This is a genomic window from Prochlorococcus sp. MIT2308, from assembly GCF_059772345.1.
In genome coordinates, this window is record NZ_CM186283.1 from 874,483 (window position 1) to 887,878 (window position 13,396).

General features: G+C 34.9%; 13 protein-coding genes. 3 read left to right on the forward strand and 10 right to left on the reverse strand.

Features of this window, described 5'->3' with window-relative positions; all coding sequences use genetic code 11:
• Window positions 1-96: 96 nt before the first annotated feature.
• On the reverse strand, window positions 97-1,146 hold the full coding sequence (galE, locus tag AC6EIW_RS05255) for a UDP-glucose 4-epimerase GalE (RefSeq protein ID WP_498521514.1): 1,050 nt from the start codon (window positions 1,144-1,146) through the stop codon (window positions 97-99).
• Window positions 1,147-1,800: 654 nt separating this feature from the next.
• Window positions 1,801-2,178, reverse strand: a complete 378-nt coding sequence (locus tag AC6EIW_RS05260; RefSeq protein ID WP_498521515.1) for a hypothetical protein — start codon at window positions 2,176-2,178, stop codon at window positions 1,801-1,803.
• A gap of 245 nt (window positions 2,179-2,423) precedes the next feature.
• On the opposite strand from AC6EIW_RS05260, the gene AC6EIW_RS05265 reads away from it, so the two are divergent.
• Window positions 2,424-2,885 (forward strand): DUF2214 family protein, encoded by a 462-nt coding sequence (locus tag AC6EIW_RS05265; RefSeq protein ID WP_498521516.1) that lies wholly within the window; start codon window positions 2,424-2,426, stop codon window positions 2,883-2,885.
• A gap of 730 nt (window positions 2,886-3,615) precedes the next feature.
• Here the strand turns inward: AC6EIW_RS05265 and lexA are convergent.
• The 6 genes from lexA to AC6EIW_RS05295 form a co-directional block, all read right to left on the reverse strand.
• Window positions 3,616-4,224 carry a transcriptional repressor LexA gene (gene lexA, locus AC6EIW_RS05270; protein ID WP_498521617.1) on the reverse strand — a complete coding sequence of 203 codons (609 nt, stop codon included), beginning with the start codon at window positions 4,222-4,224 and terminating at the stop codon, window positions 3,616-3,618.
• Between the two features lie 65 nt (window positions 4,225-4,289).
• Entirely contained in the window at window positions 4,290-5,246 is a 957-nt protein-coding gene (gene argF / locus AC6EIW_RS05275) for an ornithine carbamoyltransferase (protein WP_498521517.1), read from the reverse strand.
• Between the two features lie 54 nt (window positions 5,247-5,300).
• Entirely contained in the window at window positions 5,301-7,175 is a 1,875-nt protein-coding gene (ftsH, locus tag AC6EIW_RS05280) for an ATP-dependent zinc metalloprotease FtsH (RefSeq protein ID WP_498521518.1), read from the reverse strand.
• Between the two features lie 105 nt (window positions 7,176-7,280).
• On the reverse strand, window positions 7,281-8,375 hold the full coding sequence (gene ribD, locus AC6EIW_RS05285; RefSeq protein ID WP_498521519.1) for a bifunctional diaminohydroxyphosphoribosylaminopyrimidine deaminase/5-amino-6-(5-phosphoribosylamino)uracil reductase RibD: 1,095 nt from the start codon (window positions 8,373-8,375) through the stop codon (window positions 7,281-7,283).
• Complete coding sequence (locus AC6EIW_RS05290) at window positions 8,368-8,871, reverse strand: DUF3122 domain-containing protein (protein ID WP_498521520.1); 504 nt, start codon at window positions 8,869-8,871, stop codon at window positions 8,368-8,370. The genes ribD and AC6EIW_RS05290 overlap by 8 nt, the downstream gene beginning before the upstream one ends.
• Window positions 8,855-9,133, reverse strand: coding sequence for a DUF8678 family protein (locus AC6EIW_RS05295; RefSeq protein WP_498521521.1), 279 nt, complete (start codon window positions 9,131-9,133; stop codon window positions 8,855-8,857). The genes AC6EIW_RS05290 and AC6EIW_RS05295 overlap by 17 nt, the downstream gene beginning before the upstream one ends.
• A gap of 101 nt (window positions 9,134-9,234) precedes the next feature.
• Between AC6EIW_RS05295 and cbiE the strand changes: the two genes are divergently transcribed.
• Window positions 9,235-10,521: a precorrin-6y C5,15-methyltransferase (decarboxylating) subunit CbiE gene (gene cbiE / locus AC6EIW_RS05300; RefSeq protein ID WP_498521522.1), complete on the forward strand. Its 1,287-nt coding sequence runs from the start codon at window positions 9,235-9,237 to the stop codon at window positions 10,519-10,521.
• A gap of 3 nt (window positions 10,522-10,524) precedes the next feature.
• Here cbiE and AC6EIW_RS05305 read toward each other — a convergent pair whose 3' ends face one another.
• A complete protein-coding gene (locus AC6EIW_RS05305; protein ID WP_498521523.1) occupies window positions 10,525-11,433 on the reverse strand; it encodes an NAD(+) kinase in 909 nt (302 codons plus the stop codon).
• 97 nt (window positions 11,434-11,530) lie between these two features.
• Window positions 11,531-12,538, reverse strand: coding sequence for a phenylalanine--tRNA ligase subunit alpha (pheS, locus tag AC6EIW_RS05310; protein WP_498521524.1), 1,008 nt, complete (start codon window positions 12,536-12,538; stop codon window positions 11,531-11,533).
• A gap of 68 nt (window positions 12,539-12,606) precedes the next feature.
• On the opposite strand from pheS, the gene surE reads away from it, so the two are divergent.
• Window positions 12,607-13,395, forward strand: coding sequence for a 5'/3'-nucleotidase SurE (gene surE, locus AC6EIW_RS05315; RefSeq protein WP_498521525.1), 789 nt, complete (start codon window positions 12,607-12,609; stop codon window positions 13,393-13,395).
• Window position 13,396: the final 1 nt, after the last annotated feature.

A 13,396-nucleotide genomic window follows, 5' to 3' on the forward strand; every position in this document is an offset into this window, starting at 1 on the left:
ACAAATAATATAAAGAGAATTCTAAAACTTAGGTTAATATTATTTAATTAGTTCTCATTATATAATATTAAAAATTTTTTTTTTATTTTTAATTATTTATTGATAACCATATGGATTCAATGTTTGCCATTTCCAACCATCTAAACACATTTTTTCTAAATCTCTTTTTGGCGACCAGTTTAGAGATGAGATAGCTAGAGAGTTATCTGCAATTACTGTGCAAGAATCGCCAATTCTTCTTTTTGAAAAATTCTTAGATATTTTTACGTTATTTACTTTCTCAAATGTATCTATAAGCTCTAAAACACTCGTTCCAATACCTGTACCCAGATTTAGATTAATTATTTTATTTTCAAAATTATTTAAATACTCAAGCGCAGCAATATGCCCTTCAGCTAGATCGATAACATGAATATAATCTCTTATACAAGTTCCATCAAAGGTCGGCCAATCATTACCAAAAACAGTCAATTCATCCAAAATACCTGCAGCTACTTTCGTAATATAAGGGAAGATATTATTCGGAACACCTATGGGTGCTTCTCCAATCATTCCAGATGGATGAGCACCAATTGGATTAAAATATCTAAGATTTGCAATTTTCCATCTATTAGAATTACCTTTATATATGTCATTAAGTATTTGCTCTATAGCTACTTTAGTCCTTCCATAGGGATTTATTGGTTGAATTTCTGTATTCTCTTTTAGAGGTAGACTATTTGACAATCCATATATAGTTGCACTACTACTAAATACAATTGTTCGACAATTATATTTTTCCATTACTTTTAATAAATTAATTGAGCCATTTACATTTACATCCCAATAAAGTAAAGGATCAAGCACAGACTCTTTAACAGCTTTTCGACCTGCAAAGTGGATAACAGCCTCGATAGGATCACCAAAATCTGCATATCTTAAAAACAAACTATCTAATGAAGTTTCATCTCTAATATCAGCTATCTCAATATCAATATTCTTTACTATATTATTATTATTTTTTAATATATCAATAACTCGAGAAAGAGATTTTTTATGACTATTAACATAGGAATCAATCACTGTTATATCATAACCTTTATCAAGCAAAGCAAGGCATGTGTGGCTCCCTATAAAACCTGCCCCCCCCGTAACTAAAACCCTCATCTACAAAATAATATTTAATTAGTTAATAGTATAGATTATATTAGTGAATTGTTGAGTTTTATAATTCAATGTATTGCAAGTCTGAATTAAACTATTTATAAATTTTACACAAAACTCTATTGATGTTAAGTTTAGAATCTAACAAATTCAATATCAAATTATTTTTGCAGCATTATTCTTATCAACAACTAGTTGCATTGGGTAGAAGTTCTTTACTGCTTTCAATCCCATCTCCTCTAAGAATATCTAAATAAAATTAAGTAATTAACTGGATAACTATTTCCAATATTAAATACTCAAAAGGAGCAAGGGAGGTAGATTTATTTGTATTTATATAATTGAATTTATTGTCAAAGCTAAGGCGAAAAGAAATAGCAGTTACGATACTAATAATTTTTCATATTTTAAATTCTTTAATATTAATAATATTTCATAAACTGGTTTTTTGAAAATTTGCAAATTAGATGATTCTTGTTTTCGTAAGCCTCCAAAAAGAAAAGAAAGAAAAGTCAGAAATATTAATCTCAAAGGAATACATAAAATATAGATATAAATATAAATTAATCCACAATTAGTATTGTCGGATTTAATTTATAGAAGTTTAATTATTTTATATTTTTTCTATAAAATAATATAAAGTATTAATATATGAGGTCAATTTAAGTCGGTTTTTTTTAAAGTTCCCACCCATTCACTATTTGAAATTTCCAAAGAATAACCACATTTCTCAGCGACTGAGATAGAGACTTTTTCAGCAATAGACTCAGTATCAATATTTTCTATCCCTTTCTTATTCTTATAGATAGCCATGTTTTCCTTTCTCGCGAAATCAAATGCACTTTCCTGAGATAGACCAAAACCAATTCCATTGCAAAATTTGTTTGAGAAATCTTTAGCAATTCTTTCAACCAATTTATCATTTTGACTAATAGATAATGCACTGACCTCTATATCAAATGACAAAAAAACGACAAAGAAAGTAAATATGATAAGAGAAAATACTGAAAAAAGACCAGTTCGAAAATTTGTCATTTTTACAATCTCTAAATTTTATTGAATATTTTAAAACTACGTTTATCAAAAGTTTTATAGTCAAAAATAAAAATCATATATTCTTAATATAAAAAAGAAAGAAACAAATACCTACAGATTAATTAGATTGTCTTCTTACGATAACTAATACTTGCTCTATCCAAATCGCTGGAAACCCAGCCAAAAGGTGCTAAATGTTTCTCTCTACCGTATATTATGAGCCTAATGTAAAGAAGCTGCAAGTTATGGAAATACTTCAAAGCGCCTCTGTTGCATACATTCATTATTTGAGTTTTATGCTTTGTTTTGGAGCCTTAGTATTTGAAAGGATCAAATTAAAATCAGATCCAAACAGAGAAGAAGCCATATCTATGGTTTTTGCAGATATAGTTTACGGAATTGCTGGTGTAGCTCTTTTAATAAGTGGGATTTATAGAGTAATCAAATTTGGGCAAGGTTCAGACTTCTACACTCACAACCCTATTTTTTGGACAAAAATAGTTACCTTTGCTTTAGTCGGTTCCTTATCTTTATATCCAACAATAACTTATATTTTATGGGCAATCCCTTTAAGCAAAGGTAAATTGCCAAATGTTACTGCTGACTTGGTTGCAAGATTAAGATTAATTATAAATATAGAACTATTTGGTTTTTCATTAATACCTTTTTTTGCAACTTTAATGGCAAGGGGTATTGGGGTAAATTAAATTAGTCAAAAAATTTTTAAAATTTATTCATTCAAAGGATATAGACACGTAACTTCCAAAAAATAAATCTTAAACTAAAAGGCTAATGTAAAAAAAGTTCATCCAATGAGAAATGAAAAGAAAATATAAACTTTAAGCTGAAGTCAATCAATTTTCTTCAAAGGGAGCCCTTCACTAGCAAGATCAGGAAAGAAGTTAGAGAAAGAAAAGTACAAACTGAACTTTTCCACATTTTCTTGTTTTCCAAATATTGATGAAAGTTTTGTCTGCGATTTTTAACAGGAACTTCCTAATGTATCAAGAGATACGAAACCTATGAAAATGATTGCAGCAGAGGGTGTTTTGGAAAATACTTTTTTTTTTGTAATTAATCCACTTATAGAATTGCCATCATCGCGATTGAGAATTTTTTAAGTTTATGATTTTGTGGAAAAGTGGAAAACTCCATCAAAATACCCAAGAATCACAAAAATAATATGCGCTTTTAAGTTTAAAAATTAGTCAACTCAAAGCTTTGAATAAACTTAAAAATAAACAGAATCAACGCAGGAAACAAAGCTGCAAAAGCTAGATTTTCTAGTATGTCAAGCTGTTGGTTTTTTTTCTGCCTTGATCAAGGTATCTAATGGCTCGTAAAGTAAATCAATAATTCCAAAACTTTAATTTTTTAATTACTAAGAAAGAAAATCAAAAAAATTAAATAGTTTTTAATTAGTGAAAAAAAATTAAATCAGGTTTTCCTCCAAACAGCAGTTAATTTACCTTGAACATGTACTTGTTCAGCATCAATTTCTATAGGTTCATAAGCTGGATTAGCTGCTTCTAAACGAACTAAGCCTCTATCACGAAAAAAATGTTTCAAAGTGGTCCCTAATCCTGGCACCATTGCACTGACAATAGTTCCGTTTCGCAAGCAAGAGGGATCATTAACAGGTTCCATTAAGACCATGTCTCCATCTGCAATAAAAGAATCAATCATTGAATCTCCATTTACAGTCAAAGCAAAAAGTCCTTTTAATTGAAGAACTGAATTGAAATCTAGAGTTTCTTGTACATCATCAAAAGTCTCAACTAATCCACCTGCTGCTATCGTCCCCAATACAGGAACTCCAGAAATACTCTCCTCTATTAATTGCAGCGTTCTTGCTTGACCTTCTTGCCATTTTATCCAACCTTTTTGTTGTAAATGTCTTAGCCGGCTTTGGATTGGAGCTGGGGACCTAAGGCCCATTGCTTGCATCATCTGCCTGATTGAAGGGCTGTGATGATGATTACCAATAAAATCCACAAGCCAATCGTAAAGTTCTTGCTGGGCGGTTGTAAGGGCTTCTTCAGGCATCCAAGCAGATAAAGTACATATGTCCTCCAATACATATGTACCTAAGATATCTTCATTACGCAACCCTAAAGCCCGCCAAGCTGAACAGCTAGTAAAGCTTGCTGAACATGAAGACGATTCTCAGCTTGATCAAAGACGAAGCTCTTTTGACTTTCTAAAGCATCGTTTGTAATTTCTTCTCCTCTATGAGCAGGTAAGCAATGCATAAGAATTGCATCCTTACCTGCGAGACTTATTAATTCTTGATCAACTTTATATTTTTCAAAAATTTCTTTCCTCTTTAATTGTTCTTCCTCTTGCCCCATGGAAGCCCAAACGTCTGTATAAATTACTTGGGATTCTTTGACTGCCTCGGAGGGGTCATTGCAAATAAATATTTTCGAGCCAAGTTCTGAAAGAGCTTTGGCCTTATCAAATATGCCTAGATCTGCCTCAAAACCTTTTGGGGAGCAAATTTTTACATTTACTCCCAACATCGCCCCACATATCATCAATGAGTTAGCGACATTATTGCCATCTCCAATGTAAGAAAGGTTTATTCCCTCAAGCTTCCCAAACTTTTCCTGAATTGTTAGATAATCAGCTAGAGCTTGGCAAGGATGTTCGAGGTCAGTTAATGCATTAATTACTGGAATACTGGACCATTCAGCATATTCTTCAAGTTCTTGCTGAGAAAAAGTCCTTATCGCCAGTACATCACAATAACGACTCAAAACCCTTGCTGTGTCTTTAATTGGTTCCCCCCTGCCCAGTTGAGTAACTTGTGGATTCAAATCAACAGTTTGACCTCCTAATCGTGCCATTGCAACTTGAAAGCTTACCCTTGTCCTAGTTGAAGCTTTTTTAAATATAATTCCAAGGACTCTATTACCAAGGTCTATTCTTCTATTACCTTTTTTCAGCTGTTTTGCTAATTCAAATAAACTTAGTATTTGTCTAGTATTTAAGTCAGCTGAAGAAAGAAAATTAGTGTTAGTTAGGGAACCTAATTCAGAAGCTAGGCTTGAATATGCTGTATTCATAAATAAGCCTCAAATATCCTTTATCGGAGATAAAGGATATAAAAGTCAAGTCTTTTAATTTAAAACTTTTTCAGGCATAACACTGTTCGAGAGCATTTGTTTAAGCTCATCCCCCTCTATTACTTCTTTCTCGAGAATCTTTTGAGAAATCTCTTCTAGTAAAGAGAGATTATTTTTAAGAATATTTAATGCATTTTCATGCGCATCATCAACCAAGCTTCTAACTTCTTTATCTATTGCTTGAGCAGTAGCATCACTTAATTCTCTTCTAGGATTGTTATTACCACCAAGGAACTGCCCACCTCCTTGTTTGTCATATGCCAAAGGGCCTAGAATATCACTCATTCCATAAGTACCTACCATTTGTTCAGCTAGATCAGTAGCTCTTTGTAAATCATTTGATGCTCCGGTAGTAATTTTTCCAAAAATGATCTCTTCCGCAGATCTACCACCTAGAAGAGTAGCTATTTGACCTTGCAAGTCCTCTTTTGAGTTTAGGAACCTTTCTTCGGTAGGAAGTTGAAGAGTGTACCCCAATGCACTCATACCTCTTGGAACAATAGATATTTTCGCAACTTTGCTGCCACCAGGCATTAAATGTCCAACTATTGCATGACCAACCTCATGGTATGCAACAATTCTTTTCTCGTCATCTTGCAATACACGACTTTTTTTCTCCAATCCAGCAACAACTCTCTCTATTGCTTCATTCAAATCTTGTTGCTCAACAGATTTTCTTTTTCCTCTAGCAGCCAAGAGAGCAGCTTCATTGACCATATTTGCCAAATCAGCACCAGCAAAGCCGCTAGTAGCTTGGGCGATACGATCTAAATCAATTTCATTTGAAAGTTTAACTTTCTTTGTGTAAATTTCTAAAATTGTTTTTCTTCCAGAAAGATCTGGTCTATCAACAAGTACCTGTCTGTCAAATCTGCCTGGACGAAGCAAAGCTGCGTCTAATACTTCAGGTTGGTTGGTAGCAGCTAAAACAATTACGGGTTTGTCAGTTGAAGCGAAACCATCCATTTCAGTTAAAAGTTGGTTGAGAGTTTGCTCTCTCTCATCATTTCCGCCAACAACCCCCATTGAACCTGATCTGCTTTTGCCTATTGCATCAAGTTCATCGATAAAAATTATGCAAGGTGCTTTCTTCTTGGCTTGCTCGAAAAGGTCTCTAACTCTTGCTGCACCAGCACCAACAAATAGTTCCACAAATTCTGAACCAGAGATAATAAAGAAAGGTACTTCGGCTTCACCTGCTACTGCTTTTGATAAAAGTGTCTTTCCAGTTCCAGGTGGTCCAACTAACAAAACACCCTTGGGAATTCTTGCACCAATGTCTGTATATCTCTGTGGCTTCTTGAGAAAGTCAACTATTTCTGTTAATTCATCTTTAGCTTCATCAACCCCAGCAACATCTTCGAATGTAACTTTAGATTCATCATCAGGGACATATACTTTAGCCTTGCTTTTGGTGAAACTTAGAGCTCCCTGAGCTCCTCCACCCCCCATACTTCTACGTGCAAAGAATTGCAAGACAAGGATAAAAATAAGTGGTGGTACAACCCAACTTAAAACGGTTGTAAAAATATTCGGCTTTTTAGGAGGCGCAGCTGCGAACTCAACGCCTTTTTTTTCTAATCTTTGAGGGAGATCCATGTCAAAGATTGGAGTAGTTGCAAGAACCGATGGTGCCCCTTCTTCTGCTGTGGAAAGTTCATATCTAATTTGATCTTGAGTTATGTAGGCACGCTTCACTTCCCCATCATCAACTTGGTTAATAAAAAGGGAGTATGGAACTCTAGGTACTTGCGTATTTGAACTTGGGAAAAAACTACTGAAAAGGAGAAGTGCACCAAAACCTATAAGAACTAAATTAATTATTCCAAAACGTCTATTTGGTTGATTTTCATCCTGTCGTATTGGCATTAGCAAAAACTTAATTAGATCCAAGTTAAACAACTTTCATGCAAAATCGAAATCTTTAACTGGAGGGAGATCCGAACGAATATCTGTTTAAACAAAATTAAAGCTTTAAATATGTAGACTCCAACAAAGATCTTCTCCTTTTTGTTCTAAATGAGAATGTTGCAATTTGTAGGTGGATTCTATTGATTCAAATCCAAAACTGTTGAGAGGACTCATTGCAGACTTGCCCCCTATGAGCTTGGGTGCCACAAAAACTACTAATTCCTGAACACAATTAGACTCAATTGCACTTGTAGCAAGATCAGGACCACATTCCCAAAGAATTTTATTGCAACCTTTTTGCGAAAGTGCCGTCATCAATTCGGATGGATCATCCGAATTGAGTCTTAATTTTTCTGGACCATCTGGTAAATCAGAAAAAAAAGCTTCATTTCCCTCTGGCCCATAAGCAATTATGGTTTTAGAAATTTTCGTATCCCAAAGTTTTGCAGAATGTGGCAAATCCAAAGTTCTAGAAAACACAACCCTTAAAGGTTCAACATTTGATTTTCCTCTTGAAGTCAAAAGAGGATTATCAGCACGAACTGTTCCTCCTCCTACAATTATCGCATCACATTTTGATCTGATTTGATGAACGGAATCCCTGGATTGTCTGCCTGAAATCCACTTACTGCATCCGTTAGGCAAACCAATTCTGCCATCCAAGCTCATTGCCCATTTAAGAATTCCCCAAGGACGACCATGACGCACTCGAAAACTAAATTCGCGATTAATAGATTCACATTCTTGATTTAAAACGCCCTGAATCACTTCAAGTCCGGAGTCTTTTAATCTTGAAATCCCATCACCAGAGACTCTTGGGTCTGGATCAACCATCCCAATAACAACTTTTTTCAACCCTGCATTTAATATTGCTTCTGTACAGGGAGGGGTTAAACCATGATGGCAACAGGGTTCTAAAGTTACAACGATCGTTCCATTTATCGATTTCTTTCCAGCTTTAGTAAGCGCTTCGATCTCAGCATGAGGGTTGCCTGCGCCTGTATGAAATCCCTCTCCAACAAGTCTTCCGCGAGAGTCCAATACAATTGCTCCTACAAGAGGGTTTGGGCTTGTTCTACCCTCTGCCAACAAAGCTAATTGAATTGCACGTCTCATCCAAGGCACCCATGGTTTTTGATCCTCAGACAAATTAATCATCTTGTTCTGCTAGTGATCTCCATTCACTTACCAAGTATGGCGGTATTGGTAGTTCTTTGATTAAGCCAGGCAGCTTGAGTCTCAAGGGTCTATTTTTATCCAAGTCTGAAATCAAAGGAGTGATATCGAATTCTGCAGCAGAATCATTCAAAATTTGAACGTTTGTTTTACTATTTTTTGTTATGTCTTTTAAATCCCAATTCTTCCTACCTGAATTAACTAACAAATTAGTTGGATGATCAATCCTTAATGAGCCTGGATAGCCCACAATTCTTAAAACCAATTTCTTGGAATCACTTGAATTTGGATAGACAATAATCTGCCAATTTTGATAATCCAAGTCTCTGAGGCTGTCTAAACTTCTTTTAATCTCTTTTTTCTGATCATTTAAAAAAATTTCTGAATCTGCATAACTTTTATTTGCGTTAGTAAACAAAAAACAACAAATTAAAAGACAAGGAATTATCAGACGAACTAAATCACGAAATCCTTCCATTATTGATATCTTCTGATTCGAGTAGTGCATCTAATGCTATTGCCGAACGAACGAGTGACTGATATTTCTTAATGATACGTTGATTATGTTCAACTATTTTGGAAGGATCATATTTTTCTGATTGCTTAATCGGATTCTCAAAGACTTGTACACCATCGTCCATTAATTCTAAATCTTTTTGCTGCTTAATCAGAGCTATCAAAATTTCATGCAGACGAGATCTTCTCTTTAAGTGCTCCTCAGCTTCATTTTTTAGATTCACAAATCATTTTGACTAACTATTAAAGTTTTAGTTGATTTTCATCCAAAAAATAGTAAAGCTATAAAAAAAAGAAATTTTTTCTACATCCATTTCTTTAAACCATGACTAATGAGTCAATTCAGATACATGTAATAGGAATTGACACTTCAAGTATTGAAAGTTTCTTTGAAGCCAAAAAAAAACCAATTTTTAACGCTGAGAGAATCACTGGTCCAAAGAGAATTTTAGATTCATTCAAAACTTGGTTAGAGCATAAAAATATAAAAAATCATAAGTTTGAATTTATTGCAACTGATAATCTAAATGGCTTCATAGCAGTATTAAAAAAGGAAGAGAAAAAAACAATTGTGTTTTCTGGTGGTGATCCTCTTTGGTTTGGAATTGGTAGATTACTAATACAAAACTTTCCTTTATCAAAACTTTATTTTGAGCCAGCTGCTACCAGTTTTCAATTAGCTTTTTCCCGACTTGGTAAACCTTGGCAAAATACAAAGTGGATCAGCCTACACGGTAGAGACCCTCTTCCATTTGAAAAAGCAATTAAAAAGCTTCCTTCTTCACTTGTTGTTTTAACTGACTCAAGCAGAGGAGGTGCCAAGGAGGTTTATAAATTACTTAATTCATTAGAGCTTGAGGAAAAATATGAATTTTGGACTTTTGAAAGGCTTGGCTATCAAAATGAAAGAATTATAAAAATTAATTCAATTGAGGATTTCCCCAAGGATATAGATCCGTTGCATCTTGTTATTCTTTTTGAAAAAGAAGAGCCAGCAATAGATTCAAAGAATTTACCTTTATTTGGAATTGAAGATTCAGTTTTTCTTCAAAATCCAGATTGTCCTGGGTTAATGACAAAAAGAGAAATTAGAGTTCAACTTCTCGCCGAACTCAATCTCCCAAAGCAAGGAGTGATTTGGGACATAGGTAGTGGGGTCGGAAGTATTGGCTTGGAGGCATTAAGGATATCTCCCAATCTAAAATTAGTATCAATTGATAAAAGGATTGGAAGTAAAAATATAATTCAAAAGAATGCAAAAAGAACAGGCGTAAGTCCATCTTTAATCATCGAAGATGAAATACTAAATGTATTCAAAGAAAAGAAGATATCACCTAATCTTCTACATCCAGACAGAGTTATTATAGGAGGTGGTGGATCAAACTTACATTTAATTGTTGAAGAAGTATTGAAGCTAATAAATTGTTCTTGTATAGTAATAATTCCACTAATATCTTTAAAATCGTTGTCAAGATTAGAGTCGATTTTGAAGCCTAAAGTCCACAAATTATCCATTAGTCAGCATCAATCATATAGAGGTGTAAGTATTGGAGAAGATATAAGATTATGTCCTTTAAACCCTGTTTTCATTTTGAAAGGTGAAATCCAATAATTCTTATCTCTTATCAGGCTTTGCAACGTGTGGCAGACCCCAACCTAGTTTATTTCTAAGAACTTCAAAAAATTCATGATCTGAAAGTCTAATAAATTTAACTGGATGATCACTTTTTCTAATCAAAACTCGATCTTCTGGCCACACATAACAACCTGCACTCCCATCAACAACCATCATCAATCGTTCAGGAGTAGCGGGAAAAACTGTTACTGGCTCTTCATCACTGAATACAAGAGCTCTTGATGCAAGCGAGTGTGGAGATATCGGGGTAAGTTGCAAAACCGGACAATCAGGAGTAATTACTGGTCCCCCCGCACTAAGTGAGTAAGCAGTTGAGCCTGTAGGAGTAGAGAGGATTACACCATCTGCAGAAATATCTACAGGAGCATGTCTGCCAACAGAAATCTCAAAATGACACATGCTTGTCATAGGTTCCCTATGCAATGCCATTTCATTTAAACAAAGGGCTTCCCATCGGCATTGATCTCCTCTCATAACACTTACAACTAGACTGGTTCTTTCCTCAATTTTCCATTGTCTTGAAGCCAGATGTTTGAAAATTTTATCTATATCTGAAAGATAGGCTTCCGCTAAAAAGCCTAAATGTCCTGTGTTAATGGTGAGAATAGGAATTCCCATTGGTGCTGTTTGTCTTGCTGCAGATAAAACAGTGCCATCACCACCTAATACAACTGCAAGCAAAATTGAAGAATCAAAACCATCAGGGATACAAGCGTTATATCCTTGTAAACTCATATATTGATCAGGGTTAGCAAAACCTAATAGACCACCTGAGCTGCTCACTCTGATAACTTCAAAGCCACAATCCTCCAATCTTTTTTGAAAAGTTTTTGCTGTCTTGACAGCAAGCTCTTTCCCGTCATTAACGATCAGTCCTACTCGGGGCACCGATCATACTTACAAACAATTTTTCGATATTAGCAATTAAATTGTGAATAATATTTATTTAATACAATAAAAAATTTAATTCTAAAAAAATTTAAATTTAGAATTGTTCTAAAAATCTCAGATCACTTGTATATAACTTTCGAATATCGTCTACTCCATGTCTGACCATGCAAAATCTCTCAACTCCGAGTCCAGCAGCAAACCCACTATATTTTTCCGGATCAATTCCTAATCCTTCTAAAACAGCTGGATCAACCATTCCACAGCCCATAACCTCTAACCATTTTCCTCTCCATTGAACATCAACTTCCGCCGAAGGTTCTGTAAATGGAAAATAACTAGCTCTGAAACGAATAGGTAAATCTCCAAAAAACGCCTTTAAAAACGCCATTACTGTTCCTCTTAAGTGGCTAAAGTTAATATCCTCGTCAATTGCTAATACCTCTATTTGATGAAAAACAGGTGAATGAGTTGCATCAACAGCATCTCTTCGATAAACACGACCAGGCGAAACTATCCTAACAGGGGGCTTTTTACTTTCAAGACAACGAATCTGCACAGGGGAAGTGTGCGTTCTTAAAAGATATTCACCTCCCAAATAAAACGTGTCTTGCATATCTCTAGCTGGATGGTCAGGCGGTATATTTAGTGCCTCAAAATTATAATAATCATTTTCTATCTCAGGACCTTCTGAAACTTGATATCCAAGACCCAAAAAAAGATCAATTATTTGCTCGGTAGTTGTTATTAAGGGGTGCCGATGTCCTTGAGAAATACCAGTTGGAGGAGCTGTAACATCTATAGTTTCTTCTATTAGTATCTGATTTAGAGCTTGAGCTTTTAAGAATTCAAGCTTTTCCTTTATTAAGTCTTGCAATTGAGTTTTTAACACGTTCGCTCTTTGACCAATTAAAGGTCTTTCCTCATTTGAAAGATTTTTCATCTCTCCCAATAGAAGTGAAAGTTTCCCTTTCTTTCCTAGAAAACCCAACCTCAATTTTTCTATTGATTCAGAATTTTCAGCTGCATCAATCTCTTTTGCAGCCTCGATTTCTAAAATATCAAGCTCGCTAGTGAGCTGTTTTAGGGATAATGTTGAACTCAATGAATTCCAATCTCGGGTATTAGTTTAATCGCCACAAGTCCAAGTTCAAAAAAACCAATAGCAAAAAAATGAAACCATTAAGAATTTTAATTAGTAATGATGATGGAGTTTTTGCAGAAGGGATAAGAACACTTGCCTCATCTGCAGCGAGCAGAGGTCATAAAGTTACTGTTGTTTGTCCAGATCAAGAAAGATCAGCAACTGGACATGGATTAACTTTACATTCGCCAATACGAGCTGAAAGAGCAGACGAATTGTTTGGGGAAGGTATTAAGGCTTGGGGCTGTAGCGGCACTCCAGCTGATTGTGTGAAACTCGCACTTAATGAAATTCTTGATCAAAAGCCAGATTTAATCCTTTCTGGCATAAATCATGGACCAAATCTTGGTACAGATATTTTTTGCTCAGGGACTGTTGCAGCTGCGCTTGAGGGGACTTTGGATGGGATCCCTTCTATTGCAGTGAGCATTGCAAGTTTTCAATGGAAAAGTTTCAGTTTTGCTGGAACACTAGCCTTAAATATCGCTGAGAAAGCACTTGAACAAAATTGGCCAAACAATTTACTTCTAAATTTAAATATTCCCCCTTGTGAAGAAAAAGAGATGCGGAAATTGGTTTGGACAAGACTTTCAATCAGACAATACGAGGAGCAATTCATTCGTCGGGTTGACCCAAGAGGGAACACCTATTTTTGGATGGCTGGTGAGGCTATAAAAGATCATCAATCAGCTGGAGAAGGGCCTCAAGTCTGGCCAAGTGATGTGTCTCAAATAGCCTTAAACTCCCCTTCTCTAACCCCTATTCAACCTGATCTTTTTTGGAGAGGTGATTTAGATAATTTACCAAAACTCATATAAA